General features: G+C 73.8%; 23 protein-coding genes. 13 read left to right on the top strand and 10 right to left on the bottom strand.

Annotated elements, in window-relative coordinates; all coding sequences use genetic code 11:
* The first annotated feature begins 408 nt into the window (after nucleotides 1-408).
* Together OO47_RS14885 and OO47_RS14880 are read left to right on the top strand one after the other, a co-directional pair.
* Nucleotides 409-1,911 (top strand): FUSC family protein, encoded by a 1,503-nt coding sequence (locus tag OO47_RS14885; RefSeq protein ID WP_030214088.1) that lies wholly within the window; start codon nucleotides 409-411, stop codon nucleotides 1,909-1,911.
* A gap of 123 nt (nucleotides 1,912-2,034) precedes the next feature.
* Nucleotides 2,035-3,099 carry a lactonase family protein gene (locus tag OO47_RS14880; protein ID WP_051716028.1) on the top strand — a complete coding sequence of 355 codons (1,065 nt, stop codon included), beginning with the start codon at nucleotides 2,035-2,037 and terminating at the stop codon, nucleotides 3,097-3,099.
* 82 nt (nucleotides 3,100-3,181) lie between these two features.
* Here OO47_RS14880 and OO47_RS14875 read toward each other — a convergent pair whose 3' ends face one another.
* Nucleotides 3,182-4,105 carry a sirohydrochlorin chelatase gene (locus OO47_RS14875; protein ID WP_063831908.1) on the bottom strand — a complete coding sequence of 308 codons (924 nt, stop codon included), beginning with the start codon at nucleotides 4,103-4,105 and terminating at the stop codon, nucleotides 3,182-3,184.
* A gap of 175 nt (nucleotides 4,106-4,280) precedes the next feature.
* Nucleotides 4,281-5,285, bottom strand: a complete 1,005-nt coding sequence (locus OO47_RS14870; protein ID WP_078489658.1) for an N-acetylglucosamine kinase — start codon at nucleotides 5,283-5,285, stop codon at nucleotides 4,281-4,283.
* 81 nt (nucleotides 5,286-5,366) lie between these two features.
* Here OO47_RS14870 and OO47_RS14865 point away from each other — a divergent pair, with 81 nt between their 5' ends.
* Complete coding sequence (locus tag OO47_RS14865) at nucleotides 5,367-6,044, top strand: uracil-DNA glycosylase (protein WP_030214079.1); 678 nt, start codon at nucleotides 5,367-5,369, stop codon at nucleotides 6,042-6,044.
* 170 nt (nucleotides 6,045-6,214) lie between these two features.
* On the opposite strand, the gene OO47_RS14860 is transcribed toward OO47_RS14865, so the two are convergent.
* Both OO47_RS14860 and OO47_RS14855 read right to left on the bottom strand, forming a co-directional pair.
* Entirely contained in the window at nucleotides 6,215-7,306 is a 1,092-nt protein-coding gene (locus OO47_RS14860) for a WD40/YVTN/BNR-like repeat-containing protein (RefSeq protein WP_030214075.1), read from the bottom strand.
* A 98-nt stretch (nucleotides 7,307-7,404) separates the two neighbouring features.
* Entirely contained in the window at nucleotides 7,405-8,487 is a 1,083-nt protein-coding gene (locus OO47_RS14855; protein ID WP_030214072.1) for an NADH:flavin oxidoreductase/NADH oxidase, read from the bottom strand.
* Between the two features lie 137 nt (nucleotides 8,488-8,624).
* Between OO47_RS14855 and OO47_RS14850 the strand changes: the two genes are divergently transcribed.
* The gene (locus OO47_RS14850; RefSeq protein WP_030214069.1) at nucleotides 8,625-8,990 is read left to right on the top strand and encodes an ArsR/SmtB family transcription factor; all 366 of its coding nucleotides are present in this window, start codon (nucleotides 8,625-8,627) and stop codon (nucleotides 8,988-8,990) included.
* 71 nt (nucleotides 8,991-9,061) lie between these two features.
* Here the strand turns inward: OO47_RS14850 and OO47_RS14845 are convergent, their stop codons facing one another.
* Nucleotides 9,062-9,706 carry a DUF305 domain-containing protein gene (locus tag OO47_RS14845; protein ID WP_030214066.1) on the bottom strand — a complete coding sequence of 215 codons (645 nt, stop codon included), beginning with the start codon at nucleotides 9,704-9,706 and terminating at the stop codon, nucleotides 9,062-9,064.
* A gap of 176 nt (nucleotides 9,707-9,882) precedes the next feature.
* Here OO47_RS14845 and OO47_RS14840 point away from each other — a divergent pair, with 176 nt between their 5' ends.
* Nucleotides 9,883-11,409 (top strand): LVIVD repeat-containing protein, encoded by a 1,527-nt coding sequence (locus tag OO47_RS14840; RefSeq protein ID WP_051716024.1) that lies wholly within the window; start codon nucleotides 9,883-9,885, stop codon nucleotides 11,407-11,409.
* Here OO47_RS14840 and OO47_RS14835 read toward each other — a convergent pair.
* The 4 genes from OO47_RS14835 to OO47_RS14820 form a co-directional block, all read right to left on the bottom strand.
* The gene (locus OO47_RS14835) at nucleotides 11,397-12,068 is read right to left on the bottom strand and encodes a TetR/AcrR family transcriptional regulator (RefSeq protein WP_051716021.1); all 672 of its coding nucleotides are present in this window, start codon (nucleotides 12,066-12,068) and stop codon (nucleotides 11,397-11,399) included. The two genes, OO47_RS14840 and OO47_RS14835, sit on opposite strands and share 13 nt — an antisense overlap.
* Before the next feature lie 129 nt (nucleotides 12,069-12,197).
* Nucleotides 12,198-12,881, bottom strand: coding sequence for a phosphatase PAP2 family protein (locus tag OO47_RS14830; protein ID WP_078489656.1), 684 nt, complete (start codon nucleotides 12,879-12,881; stop codon nucleotides 12,198-12,200).
* A 114-nt stretch (nucleotides 12,882-12,995) separates the two neighbouring features.
* Complete coding sequence (locus tag OO47_RS14825) at nucleotides 12,996-13,931, bottom strand: M56 family metallopeptidase (RefSeq protein WP_030214047.1); 936 nt, start codon at nucleotides 13,929-13,931, stop codon at nucleotides 12,996-12,998.
* 132 nt (nucleotides 13,932-14,063) lie between these two features.
* The gene (locus OO47_RS14820; protein ID WP_030214045.1) at nucleotides 14,064-14,660 is read right to left on the bottom strand and encodes a DUF5134 domain-containing protein; all 597 of its coding nucleotides are present in this window, start codon (nucleotides 14,658-14,660) and stop codon (nucleotides 14,064-14,066) included.
* A 158-nt stretch (nucleotides 14,661-14,818) separates the two neighbouring features.
* Here OO47_RS14820 and OO47_RS14815 point away from each other — a divergent pair, with 158 nt between their 5' ends.
* From OO47_RS14815 to OO47_RS14795, 5 genes are all read left to right on the top strand, one after another.
* On the top strand, nucleotides 14,819-15,370 hold the full coding sequence (locus OO47_RS14815) for a GNAT family N-acetyltransferase (RefSeq protein WP_030214042.1): 552 nt from the start codon (nucleotides 14,819-14,821) through the stop codon (nucleotides 15,368-15,370).
* Between the two features lie 189 nt (nucleotides 15,371-15,559).
* On the top strand, nucleotides 15,560-16,966 hold the full coding sequence (locus OO47_RS14810; protein ID WP_030214040.1) for a DUF6421 family protein: 1,407 nt from the start codon (nucleotides 15,560-15,562) through the stop codon (nucleotides 16,964-16,966).
* A gap of 44 nt (nucleotides 16,967-17,010) precedes the next feature.
* Nucleotides 17,011-17,772 (top strand): SDR family oxidoreductase, encoded by a 762-nt coding sequence (locus OO47_RS14805; RefSeq protein WP_030214037.1) that lies wholly within the window; start codon nucleotides 17,011-17,013, stop codon nucleotides 17,770-17,772.
* Complete coding sequence (locus OO47_RS14800) at nucleotides 17,769-18,848, top strand: threonine aldolase family protein (protein WP_030214034.1); 1,080 nt, start codon at nucleotides 17,769-17,771, stop codon at nucleotides 18,846-18,848. Before OO47_RS14805 ends, OO47_RS14800 begins: the two co-directional genes overlap by 4 nt.
* Nucleotides 18,849-18,922: 74 nt before the next feature.
* Nucleotides 18,923-19,555: a transglutaminase-like domain-containing protein gene (locus OO47_RS14795; protein ID WP_051716018.1), complete on the top strand. Its 633-nt coding sequence runs from the start codon at nucleotides 18,923-18,925 to the stop codon at nucleotides 19,553-19,555.
* On the opposite strand, the gene OO47_RS14790 is transcribed toward OO47_RS14795, so the two are convergent.
* On the bottom strand, nucleotides 19,542-20,261 hold the full coding sequence (locus tag OO47_RS14790) for a lysophospholipid acyltransferase family protein (protein ID WP_030214028.1): 720 nt from the start codon (nucleotides 20,259-20,261) through the stop codon (nucleotides 19,542-19,544). The two genes, OO47_RS14795 and OO47_RS14790, sit on opposite strands and share 14 nt — an antisense overlap.
* A 246-nt stretch (nucleotides 20,262-20,507) precedes the next feature.
* Here OO47_RS14790 and OO47_RS14785 point away from each other — a divergent pair, with 246 nt between their 5' ends.
* The 3 genes from OO47_RS14785 (at nucleotide 20,508) to OO47_RS14775 (ending at nucleotide 22,553) form a co-directional block, all read left to right on the top strand.
* Entirely contained in the window at nucleotides 20,508-20,819 is a 312-nt protein-coding gene (locus OO47_RS14785) for a TlpA family protein disulfide reductase (protein WP_030214025.1), read from the top strand.
* 224 nt (nucleotides 20,820-21,043) lie between these two features.
* Complete coding sequence (locus OO47_RS14780) at nucleotides 21,044-21,568, top strand: flavin reductase family protein (protein ID WP_030214022.1); 525 nt, start codon at nucleotides 21,044-21,046, stop codon at nucleotides 21,566-21,568.
* Between the two features lie 199 nt (nucleotides 21,569-21,767).
* Nucleotides 21,768-22,553: an electron transfer flavoprotein subunit beta/FixA family protein gene (locus OO47_RS14775; RefSeq protein ID WP_030214020.1), complete on the top strand. Its 786-nt coding sequence runs from the start codon at nucleotides 21,768-21,770 to the stop codon at nucleotides 22,551-22,553.
* Nucleotide 22,554: the final 1 nt, after the last annotated feature.

Here is a 22,554-nt window from a genome sequence, read left to right as displayed (position 1 = left end):
AAGCGACGGTACGAGGTCATTACTGACTGGTAAGTACGCGGTGAGCGTAGGTGCGCGAGGGGCGGGCCGTCGAGAGCTGGAGCCGACCCTTCCGGAATCCGGGCCGCCTTCCGGAACCGCCGCTCCGGCGCCGCTCCGGCGAAGATGGTCCGTTGGCCCACCAATGGAGCACGCGGGAAGCCTCCGGTCGTACCAATGGCCCAGCACATCGGCGTCGAGTTGAGCCAATGGAGCCGGGATGTTTTCCTGTGTCGTATCCACGTACTTTCGGCGCCGCGCAGCGCCGGGGCGGCGACGAGGCCGGTCCGGACCGCGGCGCCTTCGTCGTGTCCGCACGGCCCCACCACCCCGGGGCGCCGCGCGGCCGGCGGAAGGCAAGACAAGGGGGCGGCCTTGGCCGTGAAGAAGATGTTCGTGGCCCCGGATCCGGGCCTCGTCCGACTGCGCGTCTCCCTGCGGGCGGTCCTCGGCATCGGCCTCGCGGTCGCGCTCGCCGAGCTCGCGGGGTTCTCCCTCACCGCCTCCATCACGGCCGGCCTCGCCGCGCTGCTCGCCCTCTTCACCGTGGGCGACCCGACCGTGCGCCGCCAGGCCGTCACCACCGCCCTGCTGCCCGCCGCTGGCTTCCCCGTCCTCGCCCTGGCCACCGTCCTCCACGACCTCCCCCTCCTGCGCGACGCCGCCTGGCTGCTCGTCGTCTTCGCCGGGGTCTACGCCCGCCGCTGGGGGCCGCGCGGACACGCCCTCGGCATCTTCGCCTTCATGCAGTTCTTCGTGACGCAGTTCCTGCACGCCCTCCCCGCCCAGCTCCCGGAGCTGTACGCGGCCGTGGCCCTGGCGCTGCTCGCCTCCGGCGCCGTCCGCTTCGGCGCCTGGTGCGTCGAGCGGCGCGTCCCGCCGCCCGCCGCGCCCGCCCCGCTGCCGGGCACCGGCCTCGCCCGCCCCACCACCCGCCAGGCCTTCCAGGCCACCGCCGCCTGCGCCGTCGCCCTCGCCGCCGGACAGCTGATCTCCCACGAGCGCTGGTACTGGGCCGTCGGCACCGCCTGGTGGATCTTCGTCAACACCGCCTCGCGCGGCGAGACCCTCGTCCGGGGCTTCCGCCGGGTCCTCGGCACCGTCACCGGCATCGCCGCCGGACTCCTGATCGCCGTCCCCCTGGGCGGCGCGCCCGCCCCGACCGCCCTCCTCGTCGCCGTGTGCGTCTTCGGGATCTTCTACACCGCCCCGCTCTCGTACAGCTGGATGATGTTCTTCGTGACCGTCATGGCCGGACTCCTGTACGGGCTGCTCGGCGTCCTGCACCCCGGGCTGCTGCTCCTGCGCTTCCAGGAGACCGCCGTCGGCGCGATCGGCGCCGCGATCGGCGTGGCCCTGCTGCCCGTGACCACGCACGCCGCCACCAACGCCTGGATCGAGCGGGCCGTGACCTGCGTGCACACCTGCACCACGGCCGCCGCCCGCCGGCTCGCCGGCGACCCGGACGCCGACCCGGCGCCGCACGCCGCCGAACTGGAGCTCCTGCTCGGCCGGGTCCGGCTCTCCCTCGCGCCGCTCGTGCACCCGCTGAGCCCGCTGCGCGCCCGCAAGGCCCGCGCCCGCCGGGTGCTCGCCCTCCTGGACGACTGTGCCCGCGAGATCAGGGGCCTCGCCGCCGTCGCGGCCGACCCGGACGCCTCGCACGACGCCCGGCTCGCGGCCGCCGCCTGGCGCGTCGAGACCGCCGTCCACGCCCTCGTGCCCCCGGCGGAGCCCGTACGGCCCGAGGCCACCGAGGCGGCCGGGGTGCCGCGCCACCACCCCGGCGCCGAGGCCGCCCTCGGCCATCTGCACGGCCTGGAGCAGGCCCTCGTCGACCTCGCGGCGCCCCTGCGCACCTCCCCGCGCGCGCCCCTCGTCCCGGCCGCCTGAGCCGGAACGCCCCGACGCGGGGCCGGAACCGACCCCGGTTCCGGCCCTTTGGTCTAGACCCCTGCTACCGTCGGCCGCGAACGGCCGGCCGAACGCGGCCGGCGCCGGGACAGGGGAGGCGCCGTGGGCGACGCAGGAACGGTCGGGAACCGGGAGCACGAGGGGGCGGCACGGGCGTACATCGGCTCCTTCACCTCGGCGGGCGGACGCGGCGTCCTCGTCGCCGACGTCGACGCCGGTACGGGCGCGCTGACCGTCACCGGGGCCGACGACACCGTCGCCGACCCCTCCTTCCTCGCCCTGGCCGGACCCCTCCTGTACGCCGTGTCCGAGACCGACGCGGGCGCCGTGGCCGCCTTCGACGTCACCGGGCCCGCGCCCCGGCCGCTCGGCGCGCCCGTCCCCGTCGACGGCTCCGGACCCACCCACCTCTCCCTGGCCGGGGGACGGGTCCTCACCGCCAACTACACCTCCGGCAACGTCACCGCCCTGCCCCTGGCCGCCGACGGCACCGTCCGCCCCGCCGAGGCGGTCCTGCGCCACGAGGGGAGCGGCCCCGTCGCGGACCGCCAGAGCGGCCCGCACGCCCACCAGGTGCTCCCCGACCCCAGCGGCCGCTGGGCCCTGAGCACGGACCTGGGCACCGACTCCGTGTGGATCTACTCCCTCGACCCCGGGGCCGGGGCGCCCGCCCTCCACGGCGAGACCGCGCTGCGCCCCGGCACCGGGCCGCGCCACCTCGCCTTCCACCCGTCCGGCACGCACGCGTACGTCCTGCACGAGCTGGAACCCGTCCTCACCGTCTGCCGCTGGGACGCGGAGACCGGCGTCCTCGAACCGCTCGGCGAGACCCGCGTCGTCCCCGAGGGCACCCCCGGACCCAGCTACCCCTCCGAGGTGGTCGCCGCCCCCGACGGGCGCTTCCTCTGGGCCGCGATCCGCGGCGACGACACCCTCGCCGTCCTCGCCCTCGACCCGGACGGATCGAAGGCCGGGCTGACCGCCACCGTGCCCTGCGGCGGTACCTGGCCCCGCGACCTGACCCTCGCCCCCTCCGGACGGCACCTGTACGCGGCGAACGAGCGCTCCGGCGACGTCACCTGGTTCGCCCTCGACCCCGAAACCGGCGTCCCGTCCCGCGCGGGCGCGATCGAGGCCCCGGCGGCCTCCTGCGTCGTCCTCGGCTGATCCGGGACCGGGCCGGACGCGCCGAAGGGCCCGCACCGTCCGGTGCGGGCCCTTCCGTGAGCGGCGAACGGCGTCGCGGCCCTCAGGACGCGGGGGCGCCCTGCGGCTGCTGCGGCGGGATGCCGAGCGCGGCCGAGTACTGCGAGAGCACCAGCTTGCCGATCGCCGGGTAGGCTCCCAGCGGCTCGGCGGCGGCGCACCCGGCCTCCTTCGAGGCCTCGTCGAGCAGCCCCTCGGCCAGCTCGGGACCGATCAGGTACGGCGCGAGGGCCAGCTGCTCCGAGCCGGCGGCGCGCAGCTGCTCGGCGACGGAGGCGATCGAGCCCTCCTGGTCGAGCGCGGCGGCGATCACCGGCACGGCGAGGCGCGCGGCGAGCAGCATGCCGGTGATCCCGGCGGCCTGCACGGCCTCCTCGCCGCCGACCGTGGCCAGGATGATGCCGTCGGCGGCCGTCGTGACCGTGAACAGGCGGGCGCGGTCGGCGCGGGCCAGGCCCGCCTCCGACAGGCGCACGTGCAGCGCCTCCGCGAGCAGCGGGTGCGGGCCGAGGACGTCGGTCAGCTCGGCGGTGTTGCCGCCGTCCATCACGGCCTGGCGGACCCGGCGCGTCTGGGCGCTGTCCGGACCGGCGAGCAGCGGGACGACGACCGCGGCCGGGCCCGTCGGGGCGCTGACCTCGCGGCCGGCGGCCAGGGCCAGCTCGTACCGCTCGGTGCGCAGCGTCTCGACGGCCTTCAGCACGTTCGCCAGGGACGGGAACTCGGCGTCGTCGCCCTCCAGGAAGCCGATCACGGCCTCCAGGCCGGGCAGCTCGGAACGGGCGATGCTCACGACCTCTTCGGCCAGCGAGCGTATGGCGGCGGACGGCACGCCGGGGACGGCGAGGACCAGTGCGGGAGCGCCCTCGGGCGCCGCCGCGGGTTCGGGGCGACGGTGCCGCCCGGACTGGCGGGGTCGAGGCATTCGTACAGGCAGGCCGGAAGCAGGCCCAGTGGGGGAGCTCATGGCGCCGCATGCTACTGGTTTCACCCCCGCCGCCGTTCGCTGAGGTGCGGTCACGCGTCTTCTGTCCCCTTATGTCGGTCCCCCGGCCCCGTCTCCCTCCGGTTCCGGTCCCGCCTCCGCCCCGCCCGGTCGTCCTCCGGACCGCCGCACCGGCCCCCACCTGCGCGGACGCCCGCTACGAGGCCCCCTCGCCGAACAGCCGGAGCAGCGCCGGGTCCTCCGGCAGCCGGAGCGTCCCGGTGGCGAGCGCCGAGGCGAGGGCGACCGCCCCGGCCAGCGGATCGCCCGCCGGCTCCACCGTCCGGGCGTGCGGAAGCAGCTCCCCGAGCGCGGCCCGCACGGGCACGAGCAGGGGGTCGCCCATCCGGAACAGGCCTCCGGTCAGGGCCACCACCGCCCCGGGCCCGGCCGGGCACGCGGCCCCGGCCGCCTCCGCGATGTGCGCACCGGCCCGCGCGAGGATGTCCGCCGCCACCGGGTCCTCCGGGGCGCAGCGCCCCACCTCGGGCGCGAAGGAGGCCAGCACCGCGGGCCGGTCCGTCCGCGGGTAGAGCGCGGCCGGAAGCCCCGCCACCGGTCCGAACAGCTTCTCGGCCCGGGCCAGGAGCGCCGCCGAACCGCCGCGCCGCCCGTCGTACGCGCGCATCGCCGCCTCCAGGCCCGCCCGGCCGATCCAGGCGCCGCTGCCGCAGTCGCCCAGGAGGTGCCCCCAGCCGTCGGCCCGCCGCCAGGCCGCCAGGTCCGTGCCGAGCGCGATCATGCCCGTGCCGCCCGCGACGACCGCGCCCGGCCGCTGTCCGAGCGCCCCCGCGTACGCGGTCACCGCGTCGGCCGCGAGCGCGAGCCGCCGCACCCCCCACGCCTCCGCGAGCGCGCCCGGCAGCCCGGCCCGCAGTTCGTCCCCGAGGGTCGCCATGCCCGCGGCGCCCACGGCCGCGGCGAGCACCGGCCGCCCGCCGAAGGGCTCCGCCAGGGCGCGGACGGCCGGCAGGACCTGCTCCAGGAAGTGGGCGGCGGAGATCCCGCCCGGCCCGGTCCGCACCGGCTCGCGCGAGGCGCGGGCGTCCAGGACCGCGCCGGTCGCGGCGTCGGCCAGGGCGATCCGCAGCCCCGAACCGCCGGAGTCGACACCGACGACCAGACCGGCCGGGCCGTTGGAGGGTTCGTTCACGGAGACCACAATGCACCGTCCTCGCGCCAGGATGTGAGGGGCGGCCCGGACCAGGGCCGTTGTCACTGTAGGCCGGTAGAGTGACGGACCGTGACAGCGCGACCTTTGAGTGAACTGGTGGAGCCCGGCTGGGCGGAGGCCCTGAGCCCCGTCGCGGGACGTGTGGCGGCCATGGGCGACTTCCTGCGGGCGGAGATCGCCGCGGGCCGGACCTATCTGCCCTCCGGGCCGAACGTCCTGCGGGCCTTCCAGCAGCCCTTCGACGACGTACGGGTCCTGATCGTGGGTCAGGACCCCTATCCCACGCCGGGGATGGCGATCGGGCTGAGCTTCGCGGTCGCGCCCGAGGTCCGCTCCCTGCCCGGTAGTCTGGAGAACATCTTCCGGGAGCTGCACACCGACCTGGGCCTGCCCCGCCCGTCGAACGGCGACCTGACCCCCTGGACCCGTCAGGGCGTCCTGCTCCTCAACAGGGCGCTGACCACCGCCCCGCGCAAGCCGGGCGCCCACCGGGACAAGGGCTGGGAGCAGGTCACCGAGCAGGCGATCCGCGCCCTCGCGGCCCGGGGCAAGCCCCTGGTGTCGATCCTGTGGGGCCGCGACGCCCGCAACACCCGCCCGTTCCTGAACGGCCTCCCGGCGATCGAGTCGGCGCACCCCTCCCCGATGTCGGCGGACCGGGGCTTCTTCGGCTCCCGGCCCTTCAGCCGCGCCAACGAACTCCTGCTCGGCCTGGGCGCGCAGCCGGTGGACTGGCGCCTGCCCTGACCCGGCGGACCGTGCCCCCGGCGCGCGGGCGGCGGCACGCTTCCGACCGCCACCGCCCGCACGCCGGGTCACCCCGCGCCCCGGCCGCCGCCCTCCGCACGCCCCGGGCCGTCGCCGCCCGCCCCAGCTGCCGCCCTCCGCACGCCCCGGGCCGTCGCCGCCCGCACGCCTCAGACCACCGCCGCCCGTACGCACAGCACGTCCGGCAGGTGTTCGGCGAGGAGCCGCCAGGTGTCCCCGTCGTCCTCGCTCGCGTACACCTCGCCGTTCCGGTTGCCGAAGTAGACGCCCGCCGGGTCCGCGTCGTCCGTGCACAGCGCGTCCCGCAGCACCGTGCCGTAGTGGTCGCCCTCGGGCAGCCCGGCCGACAGCGGCTCCCACGTGCCCCCGGCGTCGGTCGTGCGGTAGACCCGGCACCGGCGGCCCGCGGGCACCCGGTCGGAGTCCGCCGTGATGGGGAAGAGGTAGGCGGTGTCCGGGCGGTGGGGGTGCGCGGCGACCGCGAACCCGAAGTCGGAGGGGAGTCCCGCGCCGATGTCGGACCAGACGGCGCCCGCGTCGTCGCTGCGGAAGACGCCCCAGTGGTTCTGGAGGTAGAGCCGGTCCGGATCGCCCGCGTCCTGGGCGATCTTGTGGACGCACTGCCCGAACTCGGGGTGCGGGTCCGGCAGGAACACCGCGGACACGCCCTCGTTGGAGGGCTCCCACGCCGCCCCGCCGTCCCGCGACCGGAACACCCCGGCGGTCGACACCGCGACGGTGACCGCCTCCGGGTCACGGGGGTCGGTGACCACGGTGTGCACGGCCTCGCCGCCCCCGCCCGGCTCCCACCGCGAGCGGGTCGGATGCTCCCACAGCGGGCGGACCAGCTCGAAGGACTCGCCGCCGTCCGCCGACCGGAAGAGCGCGGCCGGCTCCGTCCCCGCGTACACCACGCCGGGGGAGTGCTCCGGCGCCGGGTGCAGCTGCCAGACCCGTTCGAGCGAGGCTCCGGTGTCCTCGGGGAACCGCACGGCCGGCCGGGCCGGCTCCGTCCAGCTCCGGCCGAGGTCGTCGGAGTGGAAGACGGACGGCCCCCAGTGGGCGCTGTCCCCGCCGACGAGCAGGCGCGGCGCCGGCCCCCGGGTGTCGACGGCGACCGAGTACACCGCCTGCGCGGGGAACGCCGGATCGTCGAACTCCCAGCGCCCGCCGCGCCTGCGGCCGATGAAGAGGCCCTTGCGGGTGCCTACGGTGAGGAGTACGTCGGGTACGCCGGGCATGGCTGCCACCTCCAGGACGTCCTTGTCACGGATACGGCCAGTCTGCACCCGCCCACCGACAACGCCTCCCGGGCGCGCCCGCCACCCCCGTGACCTCGTCAGATCGCCCAGGCGTACTGCGACGGCGCATGGGTCTCCGCGCCCAGTTCGCGGGCGGCGCGGCGGGGCCAGGAGGCGTCGCGCAGCAGTTCGCGGCCGAGGAGGACCGCGTCGGCCTCGCCGTTGGCGACGATCTTCTCGGCCTGCCCGCTCTCGGTGATGAGGCCGACGGCGGCCACGGGCAGTCCGGTCTCCGCCTTGACGCGGGCGGCGAAGGGCACCTGGTAGCCGGGGCCCACCGGGATCCGGGCCGGTCCGCCGTTGCCGCCGCTGGAGACGTCCAGGAGGTCCACGCCGTGCTCGCGCAGCAGCGCGGCGAACCGCACGGTCTCGTCGGGCGTCCAGCCCTGCTCCTCCAGCCAGTCGGTGGCCGAGATCCGGAAGAAGACGGGCAGGTCCTCGGGCCACACGGCCCGCACCGCGTCCACGACCTCCAGGGCGAAGCGGGTCCGGTTCTCGAAGGAGCCGCCGTACGCGTCCGTGCGCCGGTTGCTGTGCGGGGAGAGGAACTCGCCGATGAGGTAGCCGTGGGCGCCGTGCACCTCGATCACCTCGAACCCGGCGTCCAGGGCGCGGCGGGCCGCGTCCGCGAACTGCCCGGTGATCTCCCGGACCCGCTCCTCGGTCAGCTCGGTCGGGACCGGGTGGCCCTCGTCGAACGGGACCGGGCTGGGGCCGACGGGCTGCCAGCCGTCGCCGCCGGGCGCGACGGGCCCGCGGCCCTCCCAGGGGCGGTTGGTCGAGGCCTTGCGCCCGGCGTGGCCGATCTGGATGCCGGGCACGGTGCCGTGCTCCTTGAGGAAGCCGGCGATCCGCCGCAGCCCCTCGGTCTGGGCGTCGTTCCAGAGCCCGAGGTCCGCCGGGCTGATGCGGCCCTCGGGGGCGACGGCGGTCGCCTCGACCAGGATCAGTCCGGCGCCGCCGGTGGCGCGGGCGGCGTAGTGGGCGAAGTGCCAGTCGCGGGCGACGCCCGCGTCCGGGCCGGTCGCCTCCGCCGAGTACTGGCACATGGGCGCCATCCAGACCCGGTTGGGGAAGGTCAGGGACCGGAGGGTGTAGGGCTCGAACAGGGCGACGCTCATGACGGACTCCGTTTCGGGGTGCCTCGGTTTCGGGATGCCGCGAAGACACTCGTACGATACTCACCGTACTACGGCGTCTGTCAAACTACGAGGTCCCTCGTACAATGGTTCCTTCCCGGAGAAGTGGAGCCGCCGCCGTGACGACCACCAGCAGCCCGCGCGTCCTCGAACACCCCGAGCGCGACGAGATCCGCCTCGAAGACGTGCTGCACGCGCTCGCGGACGCCGTGCGCCTGCGGATCGTGCGGGACATGGCGCGCGAGGACACCGAACTGAGCTGCTCGTACTTCGACCTGCCGGTGACCAAGTCCACGACGACGCACCACTTCCGGGTGCTGCGCGAGAGCGGGGTGGTCCGGCAGGTGTACCGGGGGACGGCGAAGCTCAACGCCCTGCGCAGGGACGACCTCGACGCCCTCTTCCCCGGCCTCCTCGACACCGTCCTCGCGGCGGCGGAGTCCCAGGCAGGCCGCGACGGGGCGGCCGGGGGCGCGACGGCCTGACGGCCGCGACCGGCAGGCACCCACCGGCAGGCACCCACCGGCAGGCGCCTGTCGCCGCAGAGCGCCCGCCCCTACAGCGAGCGCATCCGGTTGATCTCCGACGTCTGCTGGGCGATCACGTCGTTCGCCATCTCCTCCACCAGGCCGTTGTTGCCCGAGCCCAGCAGCTCCGCCGCCATCGTCACGGCCCCCTGGTGGTGCGTGATCATCAGCTTCAGGAAGAGCGCGTCGAAGGCCTTGCCCCGCGCCTTCCGCAACTCGGCCAGCTGCGCCTCCGTGGCCATGCCCGGCATCGCGTGGTGGTCGTGCGCGCCCTGGTCGCGCGGCCCGCCGTTGCCCTTCAGCCACCCCTCCATCGCGCCGATCTCTGGCTTCTGCGCGGCCGAGATCCGCTCGGCGACCTTCCTGACCCCCTCGGACTCCGCCCGCCCCGGCGCCAGTTCCGTCATCGTCAGGGCCTGGCGGTGGTGCACGATCATCATCTGTACGTACCGGAAGTCCGCACCGTTCGGGCTCTCGTCGGGGAGCATCCGGGCGGCCTCCTCGGGGCTGACCCGCCGGGCCGGCTCGCCCGGCTTCCCCGGCGCGATCACCGTCCCCCCGGCCGACGCCGCCCGCGGCGCGTCCTCCTCCGGCTCCGAGTCGCAGGCGCCCAGGGCGAGTGCGGCGGCGACGCAGAGGGCCACGGCGACGGCACGCTGACGGCGGATCAACAACGCGACCTCCAGATGTTCCTGCGGGGACAGTGCCCGTTCCTGGCACTTTTCTCCGGGGCTCCGATCGGAATCCTTCATTACGTCTCTGTTGCCATCTATTGAGATGTGCACGGCAAGGAAGATACTGCCGGGGTCCAGCATCCGTTCAAGGCTGAACGGACACCAGGGAGGACGGAGTGACTTCGTTGCGTACCCCCCGTACCACGACCGCCGCGCGCGACCCGCGCGGCAGGATCAGACGCCTGGGCGTGGCATCCGCCGCGGCCGGACTGCTGGCCGCGCTGCTCGCCGCCGGGCCCGTGGCCGCCACCCCCGACCCCGGAGACGCCCCCGCGCGGGCCACCGTCTCCTCGGAGCAGGCCGCGGACGCGCGCTCCGCGATCCGGAGCGGTGAGATACCCGGCGTGGACGAGATCGTCCACAGCGGGAACATCGAACACCTGGCCAACATCCCCAAGGACGCCCTGCCGGGCTTCAACACGGACCTCGCCTTCCAGGGCAGGTACGTCTTCGCAGGCAACTACGACGGCTTCCGGATCTTCGACATCAGCAGGCCGAGCTCCCCGAAGACCGTCGCCCAGGTCCTCTGCCCCGGCTCCCAGAACGACATCTCGGTCTCCGGGGACCTGCTCTTCCTCTCCACCGACTCCTCCCGCAGCGACGACTCCTGTGCGAGCACCACGCAGCCCGCCACGGTCAAGGAGTCCTGGGAGGGCATGAAGATCTTCGACATCAGCGACATCGGGAACCCGAAGTACGTCGCCTCCGTCGAGACCGCCTGCGGCTCCCACACCCACACGATCGTGCCGCAGCGCAAGGACGTGTACGTCTACGTCTCCTCCTACGGTCCCAACGCCGCGTTCCCGGACTGCGCGCCCCCGCACGACGGCATCTCGGTCATCAAGGTGCCCCGCAAGGCGCCCCAGAAGGCCAGGGTCGTCGGCTTCCCCGTCCTCTTCCCCGGTGAGGGCCCGGACGGCGGCGGCAACCCCGGCGCCCCCACCAACCCGGGCGTCTCCAAGACCACCGGCTGCCACGACATCACCGTCCTGCCGGAGAAGGACCTCGCGGCCGGCGCCTGCATGGGCGACGGCATCCTCTTCGACATCTCCGACCCCGAGCGCCCCCGGGTGATCGACCGGGTCCAGGACAACGTCAACTTCGCGTTCTGGCACTCCGCCACCTTCAACCAGAAGGCGGACAAGGTCGTCTTCACCGACGAGCTCGGCGGCGGCGGTGCGGCCACCTGCAACGCCGAGGTCGGCCCGAACCGGGGTGCCAACGGCATCTACGACGTCGTCGGCAAGGGGAAGCGGAGCAAGCTCGTCTTCCGCAGCTACTTCAAGATCCCGCGCCACCAGGCCGCCACCGAGAACTGCGTCGCCCACAACGGCTCGCTGATCCCGGTCAAGGGCAAGGACCTCATGGTCCAGGCCTGGTACCAGGGCGGCGTCTCCGTCTGGGACTTCACGAACTCGGCCAGGCCGAAGGAGATCGCTCACTTCGAGCGCGGCCCGCTCTCCGACACCACCCTGTCGGTCGGCGGTTCGTGGTCCGCGTACTACTACAACGGCCACGTCTACTCGAACGACATCGCCAAGGGCTTCGACGTCCTCAAGATCTCCGACCGCCTCACCGACCCCGCGCAGCGGGTCCGGCTCGACGAGCTCAACGTCCAGACGCAGCCGGACTACTTCGACTGATCCGGCCCGCCGCGCACCTCGCGGTCCGCCGGTGACCTGGACGACGGCGTGCCGCCGGGCGGACCCCCGCCCGGCGGCACGCCCAGCTCCCAGTCCAGGCCGTACCGTGCGAACAGCTCCGACCGCAGCCGCGTCCACGGCATCGGGGCCCCCGGCAGCAGCACCGCCACCACCGCGCCCATCAGCAGGGCCCGCAGCAGCGGATAGTCCGTGTCCACGTCCTCCGAGCCGTACCGCTCGACCGTGTCGCGCAGCAGGAAGGCGAGGCGCTGCTGCTCCTCGCACCGCACGAAGCCCTCGGCCTGCAGGATGCCCGCCATGTGGGTCCGCATCAGCGTCGGGCGCTCCACCGCGAGGCCCAGGATCGCGTCGATCGCGCGGGCCAGGCGCTCCCGGCCGTCCTCCGTGCGCGGCTCGCGTTCGAGCGCCGCCTCCAGGGTGAGGTGCATCAGCCGGTGCACCGCCGACTGGAGCAGCTGCCGCTTGCCCGGGAAGTAGTACGAGATCAGCCCTCGCGCCGTCCCCGCCCGCTCCGCGATGTCGCCGAGCGTGGTCGCCTCGTATCCCTTGGTGTCGACGAGCTCCACGGTGGCCTGCAGAATGCGCTCCCGCGACCGGCGCCGAAGCTCTTCATTGACCGATGGGCTACGCGGGGACATGCTGGACTCCTGCGTTGACTGGCTGCCGGCCAATATACTCGGCGCATCCCGTCGGCCCGCCCCCGTGGCGGACCGCCGGGGACGCCGTCTGTTCTGGGCGACACGGGGGATCGTCCAGAACAGACGGCTTCATCGTTCCCCCGCCCTTCCGCTCCCCGCGTCCTCGCCGCCCCCGGGGGCGGCCAGTGGGCCGCGCCGCCCGTTCCGGCGGTACGCGAGGATCGCCACGGACACGCAGAACCAGCCGAGCAACCAGCCCCCGACGACGTCCGAGGGCCAGTGGACGCCCAGGTAGGCCCGCGTCCAGCCCACTCCGAGCACGGACACGACCGCGGCGCTCGCGAGCGCGCCCCAGCCGCGCCACTCGTCCCGCCAGTGCAGCGCGAGGACCCACAGCAGCAGCCCGCAGACGACCGTCGCCGTCATCGCGTGCCCGGACGGGAAGGCCGCGTAGCGCGCCCAGTCGACCGGATCGGGCCACTGCGGCCGCTCCCGCCCGACGAGCGCCTTCAGGCCCTGCTGGAGGAGGAGGGCCAGGACGCTCGTCCCGGCCACCCACAGGGCGAGCCTCCGCTCCCTCCGCCACCACAGCAGCACCGCCGTGCCGGCGGCCAGGGCGCGCATCGTCAACGGGTCCCACACCCAGTCGCTCAGGACGCGGTTGACCCGGGTGAGACCGGGATGGGCGACGGCGCCGCGGTGCAGCTCCTCGGCGACCGCGCGGTCGACGGAGAGCAGCGGCGACCAGCCGACGGCGACGAGCGCGAGCAGCAGGGCGGACAGGACTCCGGAGACCACGGCGGAGGAGCGCATGTGCCGATCCTGCCCCAGGATCGGCCCCGCATGATCCCTCACACGCCCCGACCGGCCCCTCGTGCACCCCGGACCCCTCCGCACGCCTTCCGGGACGAACGCGCGGGCCGGGGCCTAACCCAGCACGCGCAGGGCCGGGACGAAGGCCACGAGCAGCGGGACCACGGGCACCAGGGACGCGGCCGCCGTCAGGCGCAGCCGGCGTCCGGCCGTGAGCCGGGGCGCCGCGGTCAGGAGCCGGTTCACCCGCTGGGGCAGGCCCGCGCCCGGGGCCGGGCCGGGGCCGAACACCCCGCGGTCCTCGTTCAGTTCGACCAGCGCGAGCGCGATCGTCAGGCGCCCGAACCGGCGCGAGGCCACGTCGTCGGCGGCCAGCTCCACCAGGCGGTGCATCTCCTCGCGGAAGGCCGTGAAGACGGGGACCCCCGGGAAACCGGCGGCCAGCGCCGCCGAGCAGTGCAGCAGCCAGTCGTGCCGGGCACGGGCGTGGCCCTGCTCGTGCGCCAGGACCGCGTCCAGCTGACGCCCCTTCAACCGGCGCAGCGCCGCCGTGGTGATGACCAGCTGGGGCGTGGGCCCGGCCAGCCACCAGGCGTCCGCCCGCTCGCCCTCCAGGACCACCAGGCGCTCGCCGCCCGGCTCCTCGCCGGGCATCAGGGGCGCGCGGACGAGCAGGTCGCAGCGGCGCTGCCGGCGCCGGGCCCGGGCCCGGCCGATCTCCCGGCCCAGCATCGCCCCGGACCACACCCCGCCGGCCGCCAGGACCACCGCGAGCACCGCGGACCAGGGACCGCTCGTGCCCAGTTCGTACGCCTCGACCACGGCGCTTGGCGCGGGCGCGAAGAGCTGCCCCCGCACGGCCTGCCAGGCGGCCGACGCGCTGAACGTCATGGAGAGCGCGAAGCTCAGCAGCACGGCGGCCACCACGCACTGCCACACCCACAGGGCCACCACGGGTTCTCGCTCGACCCAGTCCGCCCTGGACAGCAGCCGGGGGGCCACGAGGGCGGTCAGGAGGCCGAGCAGGAACAGCACGAGGGAGACCCACATGGCACCAGCCTATGAGCGCGGTACCGGTCGGGGGTACGGGCGCGGAGAGCAAGTGACGTACGCCACGGTTTCGTTGCCCCGACCGCGCCACCGCGCGACCGGCGCCCCGCCGGCCCCTCCGTCCCGCACCCCTCAGAGCGCCACGAGCATGGCCACCATGCCCAGCGCCATCGACAGGCGGCACGCCAGCGTCATCTCCGGCCCGCCGGTCCCGACCGGGCCGCCCCCCGGCGCGGGGCCGCCCGCCGGACCGTTCACCGGGCCGCCCGCCGCAGCGGCCGCCGGGACCAGCCCCGCGCCCGTGCGCAGCACGTACACCGCGTAGTAGAGGAGGAGCCCGCCCGTGAGCACGGGTATGCCCCCGGCGCCCGCCGCCGCGTGCCCCATGTGCGCCCCCGCGGTGCCCGGGGCCGCCATCGCCACCGCCATGTAGACCATGGCGAGCGAGCTCACCAGGTGGTGCGGATGGTGGCCGCCGTGCCGGACGGCCACCAGGCCGTGCAGCGCCGTCGCGCCGAACACCGCCGCGTACACCGCCCAGCTCCACCCCGGCGGCGTCAGGACCGCCGCGGGCAGCGCCATGAACGCCATCCCGAACCCCATCACCGCCTCGCCGCCGGCCGCCCGCCGCTCCTCCCCGGCGCACGCGCGCATCCGCAGCAGGCAGTACGCGCCCGTCACCGCGCACAGGGCGGCCAGCAGCCACCCGGACAGAGCCGGTCCGTGCACGGCACACCTCCCCCTCGACGCCGTCCCCTCCGGGGAGGGATGCCCACGCCTCCGGAGCGGTACGCGGGCGCAAGGGCGTACGAGGGGGAGCGAAAGGGCGCGCGTTAGGCTCGGGGCGATCGCGCACGCCGATCACCGAAGCCCGAGGGGAGCCCCGTATGGACACCGCCACGTCCCAGGAGACCGGCCGGATCACCTACCGCGAAGCGGTCCTGGAGGACGTCCCCGTCCTCGTCCCGCTCGTGGAGTCGGCCTACCGGGGCGACGCGAGCCGGGCCGGCTGGACCACGGAGGCGGACATCCTCCAGGGGCAGCGCACCGACCCCGAGGGCGTGGCCGCCGTCATCACCGCCCCCGGCAGCCGGCTCCTGGTCGTCGAGCGGGACGGCGAGGCCGTCGCCTGCTGCCAGCTGGAGGACCGGGGAGAGGCCGCGTACTTCGGCATGTTCGCCGTCCGCCCCGAACTCCAGGGGGCGGGCCTCGGCAAGCGGATCATCGCGGAGGCCGAGCGCCGGGCGCGCGAGCTGTGGGGCGCGCGCGAGATGCACATGACGGTGATCTCCGTGCGCGAGGAGCTGATCGCCTGGTACGAGCGGCGCGGCTACCGGCGGACGGGCCGGACGACCCCCTTCCCCTACGGCGACGAGCGCTTCGGCCTGCCCCAGCGCGACGACCTGGAGTTCGAGCTGCTGGTCAAGCCGCTGGGGTGAGCCGGGGTCCGGCGGGCCGCGGTCCCGAAACCACCCGAAGGACGGAAGCGTGGCCCCATCCCCTGGCGACAGGAAAAACTTCTGCCGACAGGGGGGTCGCACAGGATAATTTCCCTTGCTCCTCTTGTGGGGGAGAAGCGTCGATGTATACGGTGTCTTGACGCAAGGTTCTCCTGTGGAGGAAGAGGCATGACGGAAATTCTTGTGCAGGACGTGACCGGTGGGGGGATATCCACCGACGCCCGGGTCATCGACCACCCGGCCTGGCCCGAGCTCAAGAATGCCGTGGAGGAGATCCGCGCCTGGCAGAGCGCGGACGGCTCCATCGACTTCGAGGCCGAGGACGCCCCCGCCCGCTCCCGGGTCGAGCTGACCCTCGACCGGGTCGTCGCCGCGGTCGAGCAGCTCTCCCCCCTCCTCCCGCACGACGCCGCCTACCACCGCGCCCTCGTCTCCGACCTGCGCAAATGGGCCGAGAGCGGCTTCGCGGTGCCGGACTTCCTGGACGCGCTGCTCGCCTTCCACCCGGCCGCCGACCGCGTCGACGGGCTCCAGCACCTCGTGCTCTTCCCGATGTACACGCAGAACGGCAACCCGGACCGCAACCTCGAAGCCGTCGTGCTCCGCATGGTCTGGCCCGAGTGGCTCGCCGACCTGGAGCGCACCCGCTACGACAACCCGCTCTTCTGCGGCATCACCTTCGAGGACTTCACCGCCGGGTACGACACCAACTCGGCCGTCCTCTTCCCGGAGACCATCGCCGTCCGCGAGGCCCCCGAGCGCTTCACCTGGGGCGGCATCTTCTGCGACCGCGAGGCCGCCCGCTTCCGCAAGGTCACCGGGGCCGCCGTCGACACCCTGGGCATCGAGCTGCCCGCCGACATCGCCGCGATGATCGAGGACCAGGAGCGCTGCGAGAAGGCCTTCGTGCTCTGGGACATGGTCCACGACCGCACCCACAGCCACGGCGACCTGCCCTTCGACCCCTTCATGATCAAGCAGCGCCAGCCCTTCTGGATGTACGGCCTGGAGGAGCTCCGCTGCGACCTCACCGCCTTCAAGGAGGCCGTGAAGCTGGAGGCCGAGGGCAACACGCACGGCCGTGACGTGCAGTACGCCGTCCTCTTCGACCGCATGTTCCGCTTCCCGCTCTCCGGCGACCGGAACCGCAACTACGACGGCCTCGGCGGCCAGCTCCTCTTCGCGTACCTCCACAAGCACGACGTGGTGCGCTGGACGGACAACACGCTCAAGATCGACTGGCAGCGGGCCCCCGAGGTCACCAACCAGCTCTGCGCCGAGATCGAGAAGCTCTACCGCGACGGCATCGACCGCCCCAAGCTCGTCCACTGGTTCAAGGCGTACGAGCTGGTCTCCACCTACCTCGCCCCGCACCCCGGCTCGAAGTGGGCCAAGGGTCCCGACGCCCTCGACCTGTCCCTGCCGCCGCGCAAGCTCGTGGACGACGTGCTTCCGGACGAGTTTCCGCTCAGCATGTTCTTCGAGGCCCTCGCCAAGAAGCTGAAGGGCGTGATCGCCGACACCAAGGGGATCACCGCCGCCGGCGCCCCGCGCACCGAGCGGGCCGCCGCGTGAGCGCTCCTGCCGAGCACCCGGGGAAGACGGAGGAGACGGTGTCCATGAACGCCGAAGGAAACGGCGGGCCGCTCGACGGCGCCGTCATCGCGGTCGCCGGCGCGGCCGGCCCCGCGGGCCGCGCCACGCTGCTGCGGCTCGCCGAGGCGGGCGCGACCGTGATCGCGTCCGACGCCGACCCGGCCCGCCTCGCGGAGGCCGTCGACGCGGCCCGCTACGCGCACGGCGGCGCCACGGTCGTCGGCGACACCGTCGACCTGCTCGACCTCGCCGCCACCCGCGACTGGGCCGCCAAGACCGAGAAGGAGTTCGGCCGGATCGACGGCCTGGTCCACCTCGTCGGCGGCTGGCGCGGCAGCCCCTCCTTCACGGAGACCGAACTCAAGGACTGGGACTTCCTGGAGAAGCTCCTGATCCGCACGGTCCAGCACACCTCGCTCGCCTTCCACGACCCGCTGCTCCGCGCGGGCGGCCGCGGCCGCTACGCCCTGATCAGCCAGGCCGGCGCCCACAAGCCGGTCGCGGGCAACGCCGCGTACAACGCGGGCAAGGCGGCGGCCGAGGCCTGGACCCTGGCCATGGCGGACTCCTTCCGCAAGCTGGGGGGCGACGACGGCCCGCAGGCGGCGGCTGCGATCCTGGTGATCAAGGCGTTGGTGCACGAGGCCATGCGCGCCGAGCGACCCAACGCGAAGTTCGCGGGCTTCACCGACGTCGACGACCTGGCCGCAGAGATCGCCGGCCTGTGGGACAAGCCCGCCCAGGAAGTGAATGGACAGCGTCTGTGGCTGACCCCCAAGCCGTGACCGCGGCCCTCGGCCCCAGGACCGACGCGCGTCGTCACCACGACCCGTCGGTCCGGGGCTTCGCCAGCGACAACTACGCCGGCGCCCACCCCGAGGTCCTCGCGGCCCTCGCCCTCGCCAACGAAGGCCACCAGGTCGCCTACGGCGAGGACCGGTACACCGACCACCTCCAGCGGATCGTGCACAGCCACTTCGGACCGAGCGCCGAGGCCTTCCCGGTCTTCAACGGCACCGGGGCCAACGTGACCGCCCTCCAGGCGCTCACCGACCGCTGGGGCGCCGTCATCTGCGCCGAGTCCGCCCACATCAACGTGGACGAGGGCGGCGCGCCGGAGCGGATGGGCGGCCTCAAGCTGCTCACCGTGCCGACCCCGGACGGCAAGCTCACCCCCGAGCTGATCGACCGGCAGGCCTGGGGCTGGGACGACGAGCACCGGGCCATGCCGCAGGTCGTCTCGATCACCCAGAACACCGAGCTGGGCACCGTCTACACCGTGGACGAGATCCGCGCGATCGTGGAGCACGCCCACTCCAAGGGCATGAAGGTGCACCTCGACGGGGCCCGGATAGCCAACGCCGCCGCCTCGCTCGACGTGCCCATGCGCGCCTTCACCAACGCCGTGGGCGTGGACGTGCTCTCGTACGGCGGGACCAAGAACGGAATGGTCTTCGGCGAGGCCGTGATCGTGCTGAACCCCGACGCGGTCAGCCACATGAAGCACCTGCGCAAGCTCTCCATGCAGCTCGCGTCGAAGATGCGGTTCGTGTCGGTGCAGCTGGAGGCCCTGCTCGCGAAGGACCTCTGGCTGCGCAACGCCCGCCACGCCAACGCGATGGCCCAGCGCCTCGCGGCCGGGGTGCGCGCCCTCGACGGGGTGGAGATCCTCCACCCGGTCCAGGCCAACGCGGTCTTCGCCCGCCTCCCGCACGAGGTGAGCCGCCGGCTCCAGGAGCGCTTCCGCTTCTACTTCTGGGACGAGGCCGCCGGCGACGTGCGCTGGATGTGCGCCTTCGACACCACGGAGGACGACGTGGACGCCTTCCTCCAGGCCCTGAAGGAAGAGCTGGCCCGCTGACTCGGACTGCATGAATATACGGCCGGACGGAAAGTCATTGACTCCGTCCGGCCGTCTTCATAAGGTCGTCCCGCATGGAACTCATCCAGCAGGACCCCGACGTCAACGCCTACTTGGCCGCGAGCGAGACCGTCGACCACGAGCACCCGACCGTGCGGAGGGTGGCGGACGGCCTCTCCGCCGAACACCCCGGCGCATACGCATACGCCGAAGCGGCCTTCGCGTACGTACGCGACGAGATCCCCCACTCCATGGACTCCGGCGACCCCCGCGTCACCTGGCGCGCCTCCGACGTCCTGGAGATGCGCACCGGCATCTGCTACGCCAAGACCGTCGCGTACGCGGCGCTCCTGCGGGCCCGGGGCATCCCGGCCGCCCTCTGCTACCAGCGCCTCACCGACGACGACGGGTCCCACCCCGTGGTGCACGGCCTCACCGCCGTCCTGCTGCCGGGGGAGCGGACCTGGGCCCGCCAGGACCCGAGGGGCAACGGGCCGGGCGTCGACGCCCGGTTCTCCCTGGGGGCGGAACGGCTCGCCCGGTCCGTACGGCCGGAACTCGGCGAGGTGGACTACCCGCTGCTCCACGCCGAGCCCCACCCGGCCGTCCTGGCGGCCCTGAGGGCGGCCCGCGACCGGCCGCACCTGGAGCGGACCCTGCCCGCCGGGCTGGAGCCGACCGGGCCGGAGCCGGTCAGGCTTCCTTGACCTGGGCCGGCGTCGGAGCCGTACCCCCCAGGTGCGTGGGCACCCACCAGGTGTCGCCCGCGTCCTTGGGGCGGACCGGGTAGGCGCGCTGCGCGGCCTCCAGGAGCTCCTGGACGCGCTCGCGCAGCCGCCGGGTGATGGCCCCCGCATACTGGTCGGCGGGGGCCTCCACGGCCTCTCCGACGCGGATCGTCACCGGGATGTGGTTCCGCTTGAAGTTCCGCGGCCGGCCCTTCGTCCAGATCCGCTGGGTGCCCCACAGCGCCATCGGGACCAGCGGGACGCCCGCCTCCTGCGCGAGGCGCGCCGCGCCCGTCTTGAAGCCCTTGAGCGTGAAGGACTGGGAGATGGTCGCCTCGGGGAAGACGCCGACGATCTCCCCGGACCGCAGCGACTCCAGGGCGTGCTTGTAGGCGTGCTCGCCCTGCGAGCGGTCCACCGGGATGTGCTTCATGCCGCGCATGAGCGGGCCGGAGATCTTGTGCCGGAAGACCGAGTCCTTCGCCATGAAGCGCACCAGGCGCTTCTGCGGCAGCGCGGCGAGACCGGTGAAGATGAAGTCCAGGTAGCTGATGTGGTTGCTGACCAGGACGGCCCCGCCGGTCCGCGGGATGTGCTCCGAACCCTGTGTGTCGATCTTCAGGTCCAGCGCCTTGAACATGGTCAGAGCGGCGCCGACGACCGGCCGATAGACGAGTTCTGCCATCGGAGAGGAACCCCTTCTTCCTGCTTGTCCGGGGAGGGTTCTCCCGGCGAAGTTACGCGGCCGTAGGTTTTCGGCTTTGGGCAGATCGTGCCCCATGGGGGACGCTGTGACCAGCCTGAGCGCCGCCGAGCGGGGAGATTCTCGTCACTCGCGGTGGCCGGAACGGGAATCGGATACCCGCCCTGCGACGCTGTATCCCAGGACGCGGGGAACGGGCGCGCGGAGACGGAAGAGGAGCGGAGAGGGATGAGCGAGGTCCTGGGAGCGGAGACGCTCGGTGCCGAACTGGGGGAGCGGGCCACCCTCGTCCAGTTCTCGACCGCCTTCTGCCAGCCCTGCCGGGCCACCCGCCGCACCCTCGCCGAGGTCGCCGCGATGGTGCCCGGCGTGGGGCACGTCGAGATCGACGCCGAGGAACGGCTCGACCTCGTGCGCGAGCTCGGCATCGCGCGCACCCCCACCGTGCTCGTCCTCGACCGGACGGGCCGCGTCGTCCGCCGGGCCGCCGGACAGCCCCGCAGGGCGGACGTCATCGCGGCCCTGGGCCGGGCGGTCTGACGCGATGGCACTTCCTCCCCGTGGGCGCGCGGTGACGCTCCTCCCGCATCGCGGTACGCACTTGACTGCAACCGCCACCGATCGTCACCCTGACGGAGTGACTCTGGAACTCCTTCTCTACGGCCGGGCCCACGTGGACCTGGCCCGCAACGCGAGCGCGCGCTGTCCGGGCGTCTGACCCACCCCAGGACTCCTCCATGCCGCCCTCGCAGAAGGACAATTCCATGACGGTTTCGCCCGAGCTCCGCACCGTTCCCACGATCGGCGCGCCCCGGCAGGCCTCTCCCGATTTGCTCCGCTCCGTCTTCCGCCGGCACGCGGCCGGCGTCGCGGTCGTCACCGCGCACGGCGAGCGCCCCGTGGGCTTCACCGCGACCTCGCTGAACTCCGTCGCCGCCGAACCGCCCCTGATCTCCTTCGGCGTGGGCACCACGTCCTCCTCCTGGCCGGTGGTCTCCGAGGCCGGGTTCATCGGCGTGCACATACTCGGCGAGCACCAGCAGGACCTGGCCGCCACCTTCGCGCGCAGCGGTGCCGACCGCTTCGGCGAGGGGACCCGCTGGAGGGTCGGCCCCGAGGGGGTGCCCGTCCTCGACGACGTCCTCGCCTGGCTGGTGTGCCGCGTCGTGGCCCGGGTGCCCGCCGGGGACCACCGGATCGTGATCGCGGAGGCGGTCGCGGGAGACCCGGACGGGGCGGGCCGGCCGCTGCTCTACCACCACGGACGCTTCAACGCGCTGCGCGACTGAGGGTTCCCGCGCGCGCCGCTCTCCGCGCGTTGGCAAGGTCACACGGCTGAGCGCTTGCTCAGCGGTAACGAACTGGGTGTACTGGCGAGTAATATTTTGGTCGGGGCGTCCGGCGCCCCGACCGGAAACCCGCCCTTCAGGCGCCTATGCTGCGAGCAACAAGGCAGCCCAGTTATGACGATGCAGTAGGAGAGCCGGCGTGAGCTTGAGGATCGTTGTCTGTGTGAAGTACGTGCCCGACGCCACCGGCGACCGGCACTTCGCCGATGACCTGACGGTGGACCGCGACGACGTCGACGGCCTGCTGTCGGAGCTCGACGAGTACGCGGTCGAGCAGGCGCTGCAGATCGCCGAGGAGGCGGACGACGCCGAGGTCACCGTGCTCACGGTCGGCCCGGAGGACGCCAAGGACGCGCTGCGCAAGGCGCTGTCGATGGGCGCCGACAAGGCCGTCCACGTCGAGGACGACGACCTGCACGGCACCGACGTCATGGGCACCTCGCTGGTGCTCGCCAAGGCGATCGAGAAGACCGGCTACGACGTGGTCATCGCCGGCATGGCCTCCACCGACGGCGTCATGGGCGTGCTGCCCGCGATCCTGGCCGAGCGCCTGGGCGTCCCGCAGGTCACGCTGCTCTCCGAGGTCTCCATCGAGGACGGCGTCGTGAAGGGCCGCCGCGACGGCGACGCCGCCTCCGAGCAGCTGGAGGCCGCCCTGCCGGCCGTCGTCTCCGTGACCGACCAGTCGGGCGAGGCGCGCTACCCGTCCTTCAAGGGCATCATGGCCGCCAAGAAGAAGCCGGTGGAGTCCCTGGACCTCTCCGACCTCGACCTGGAGGCCGAGGAGGTCGGCCTGGAGGGCGCGTGGACCGCGGTCGACTCCGCCACCGAGCGTCCGGCCCGCACGGCCGGCACGATCGTCAAGGACGAGGGCGAGGGCGGCAAGCAGCTCGCCGAGTTCCTCGCGAGCCAGAAGTTCATCTAAG

This window comes from Streptomyces bikiniensis, assembly GCF_000716625.1.
Classification (GTDB): Bacteria; Actinomycetota; Actinomycetes; order Streptomycetales; family Streptomycetaceae; genus Streptomyces; species Streptomyces bikiniensis.
Note: the sequence above shows the minus strand (reverse complement) of the source record. Positions and strands in the feature narration are given on the sequence as shown.

Bases quoted from the DNA above. Each gene is read 5' to 3' on its own strand.
- OO47_RS14885 (WP_030214088.1), top strand. From the start codon at position 409: ATGTTCGTGGCCCCGGATCCGGGCCTCGTCCGACTGCGCGTCTCCCTG.
- OO47_RS14875 (WP_063831908.1), bottom strand. From the start codon at position 4,105: ATGAGCTCCCCCACTGGGCCTGCTTCCGGCCTGCCTGTACGAATGCCT.
- OO47_RS14860 (WP_030214075.1), bottom strand. From the start codon at position 7,306: ATGCCCGGCGTACCCGACGTACTCCTCACCGTAGGCACCCGCAAGGGC.
- OO47_RS14855 (WP_030214072.1), bottom strand. From the start codon at position 8,487: ATGAGCGTCGCCCTGTTCGAGCCCTACACCCTCCGGTCCCTGACCTTC.
- OO47_RS14835 (WP_051716021.1), bottom strand. From the start codon at position 12,068: ATGTCCCCGCGTAGCCCATCGGTCAATGAAGAGCTTCGGCGCCGGTCG.
- OO47_RS14830 (WP_078489656.1), bottom strand. From the start codon at position 12,881: ATGCGCTCCTCCGCCGTGGTCTCCGGAGTCCTGTCCGCCCTGCTGCTC.
- OO47_RS14825 (WP_030214047.1), bottom strand. From the start codon at position 13,931: ATGTGGGTCTCCCTCGTGCTGTTCCTGCTCGGCCTCCTGACCGCCCTC.
- OO47_RS14815 (WP_030214042.1), top strand. From the start codon at position 14,819: ATGGACACCGCCACGTCCCAGGAGACCGGCCGGATCACCTACCGCGAA.
- OO47_RS14810 (WP_030214040.1), top strand. From the start codon at position 15,560: ATGACGGAAATTCTTGTGCAGGACGTGACCGGTGGGGGGATATCCACC.
- OO47_RS14805 (WP_030214037.1), top strand. From the start codon at position 17,011: ATGAACGCCGAAGGAAACGGCGGGCCGCTCGACGGCGCCGTCATCGCG.
- OO47_RS14795 (WP_051716018.1), top strand. From the start codon at position 18,923: ATGGAACTCATCCAGCAGGACCCCGACGTCAACGCCTACTTGGCCGCG.
- OO47_RS14790 (WP_030214028.1), bottom strand. From the start codon at position 20,261: ATGGCAGAACTCGTCTATCGGCCGGTCGTCGGCGCCGCTCTGACCATG.
- OO47_RS14785 (WP_030214025.1), top strand. From the start codon at position 20,508: ATGAGCGAGGTCCTGGGAGCGGAGACGCTCGGTGCCGAACTGGGGGAG.
- OO47_RS14780 (WP_030214022.1), top strand. From the start codon at position 21,044: ATGACGGTTTCGCCCGAGCTCCGCACCGTTCCCACGATCGGCGCGCCC.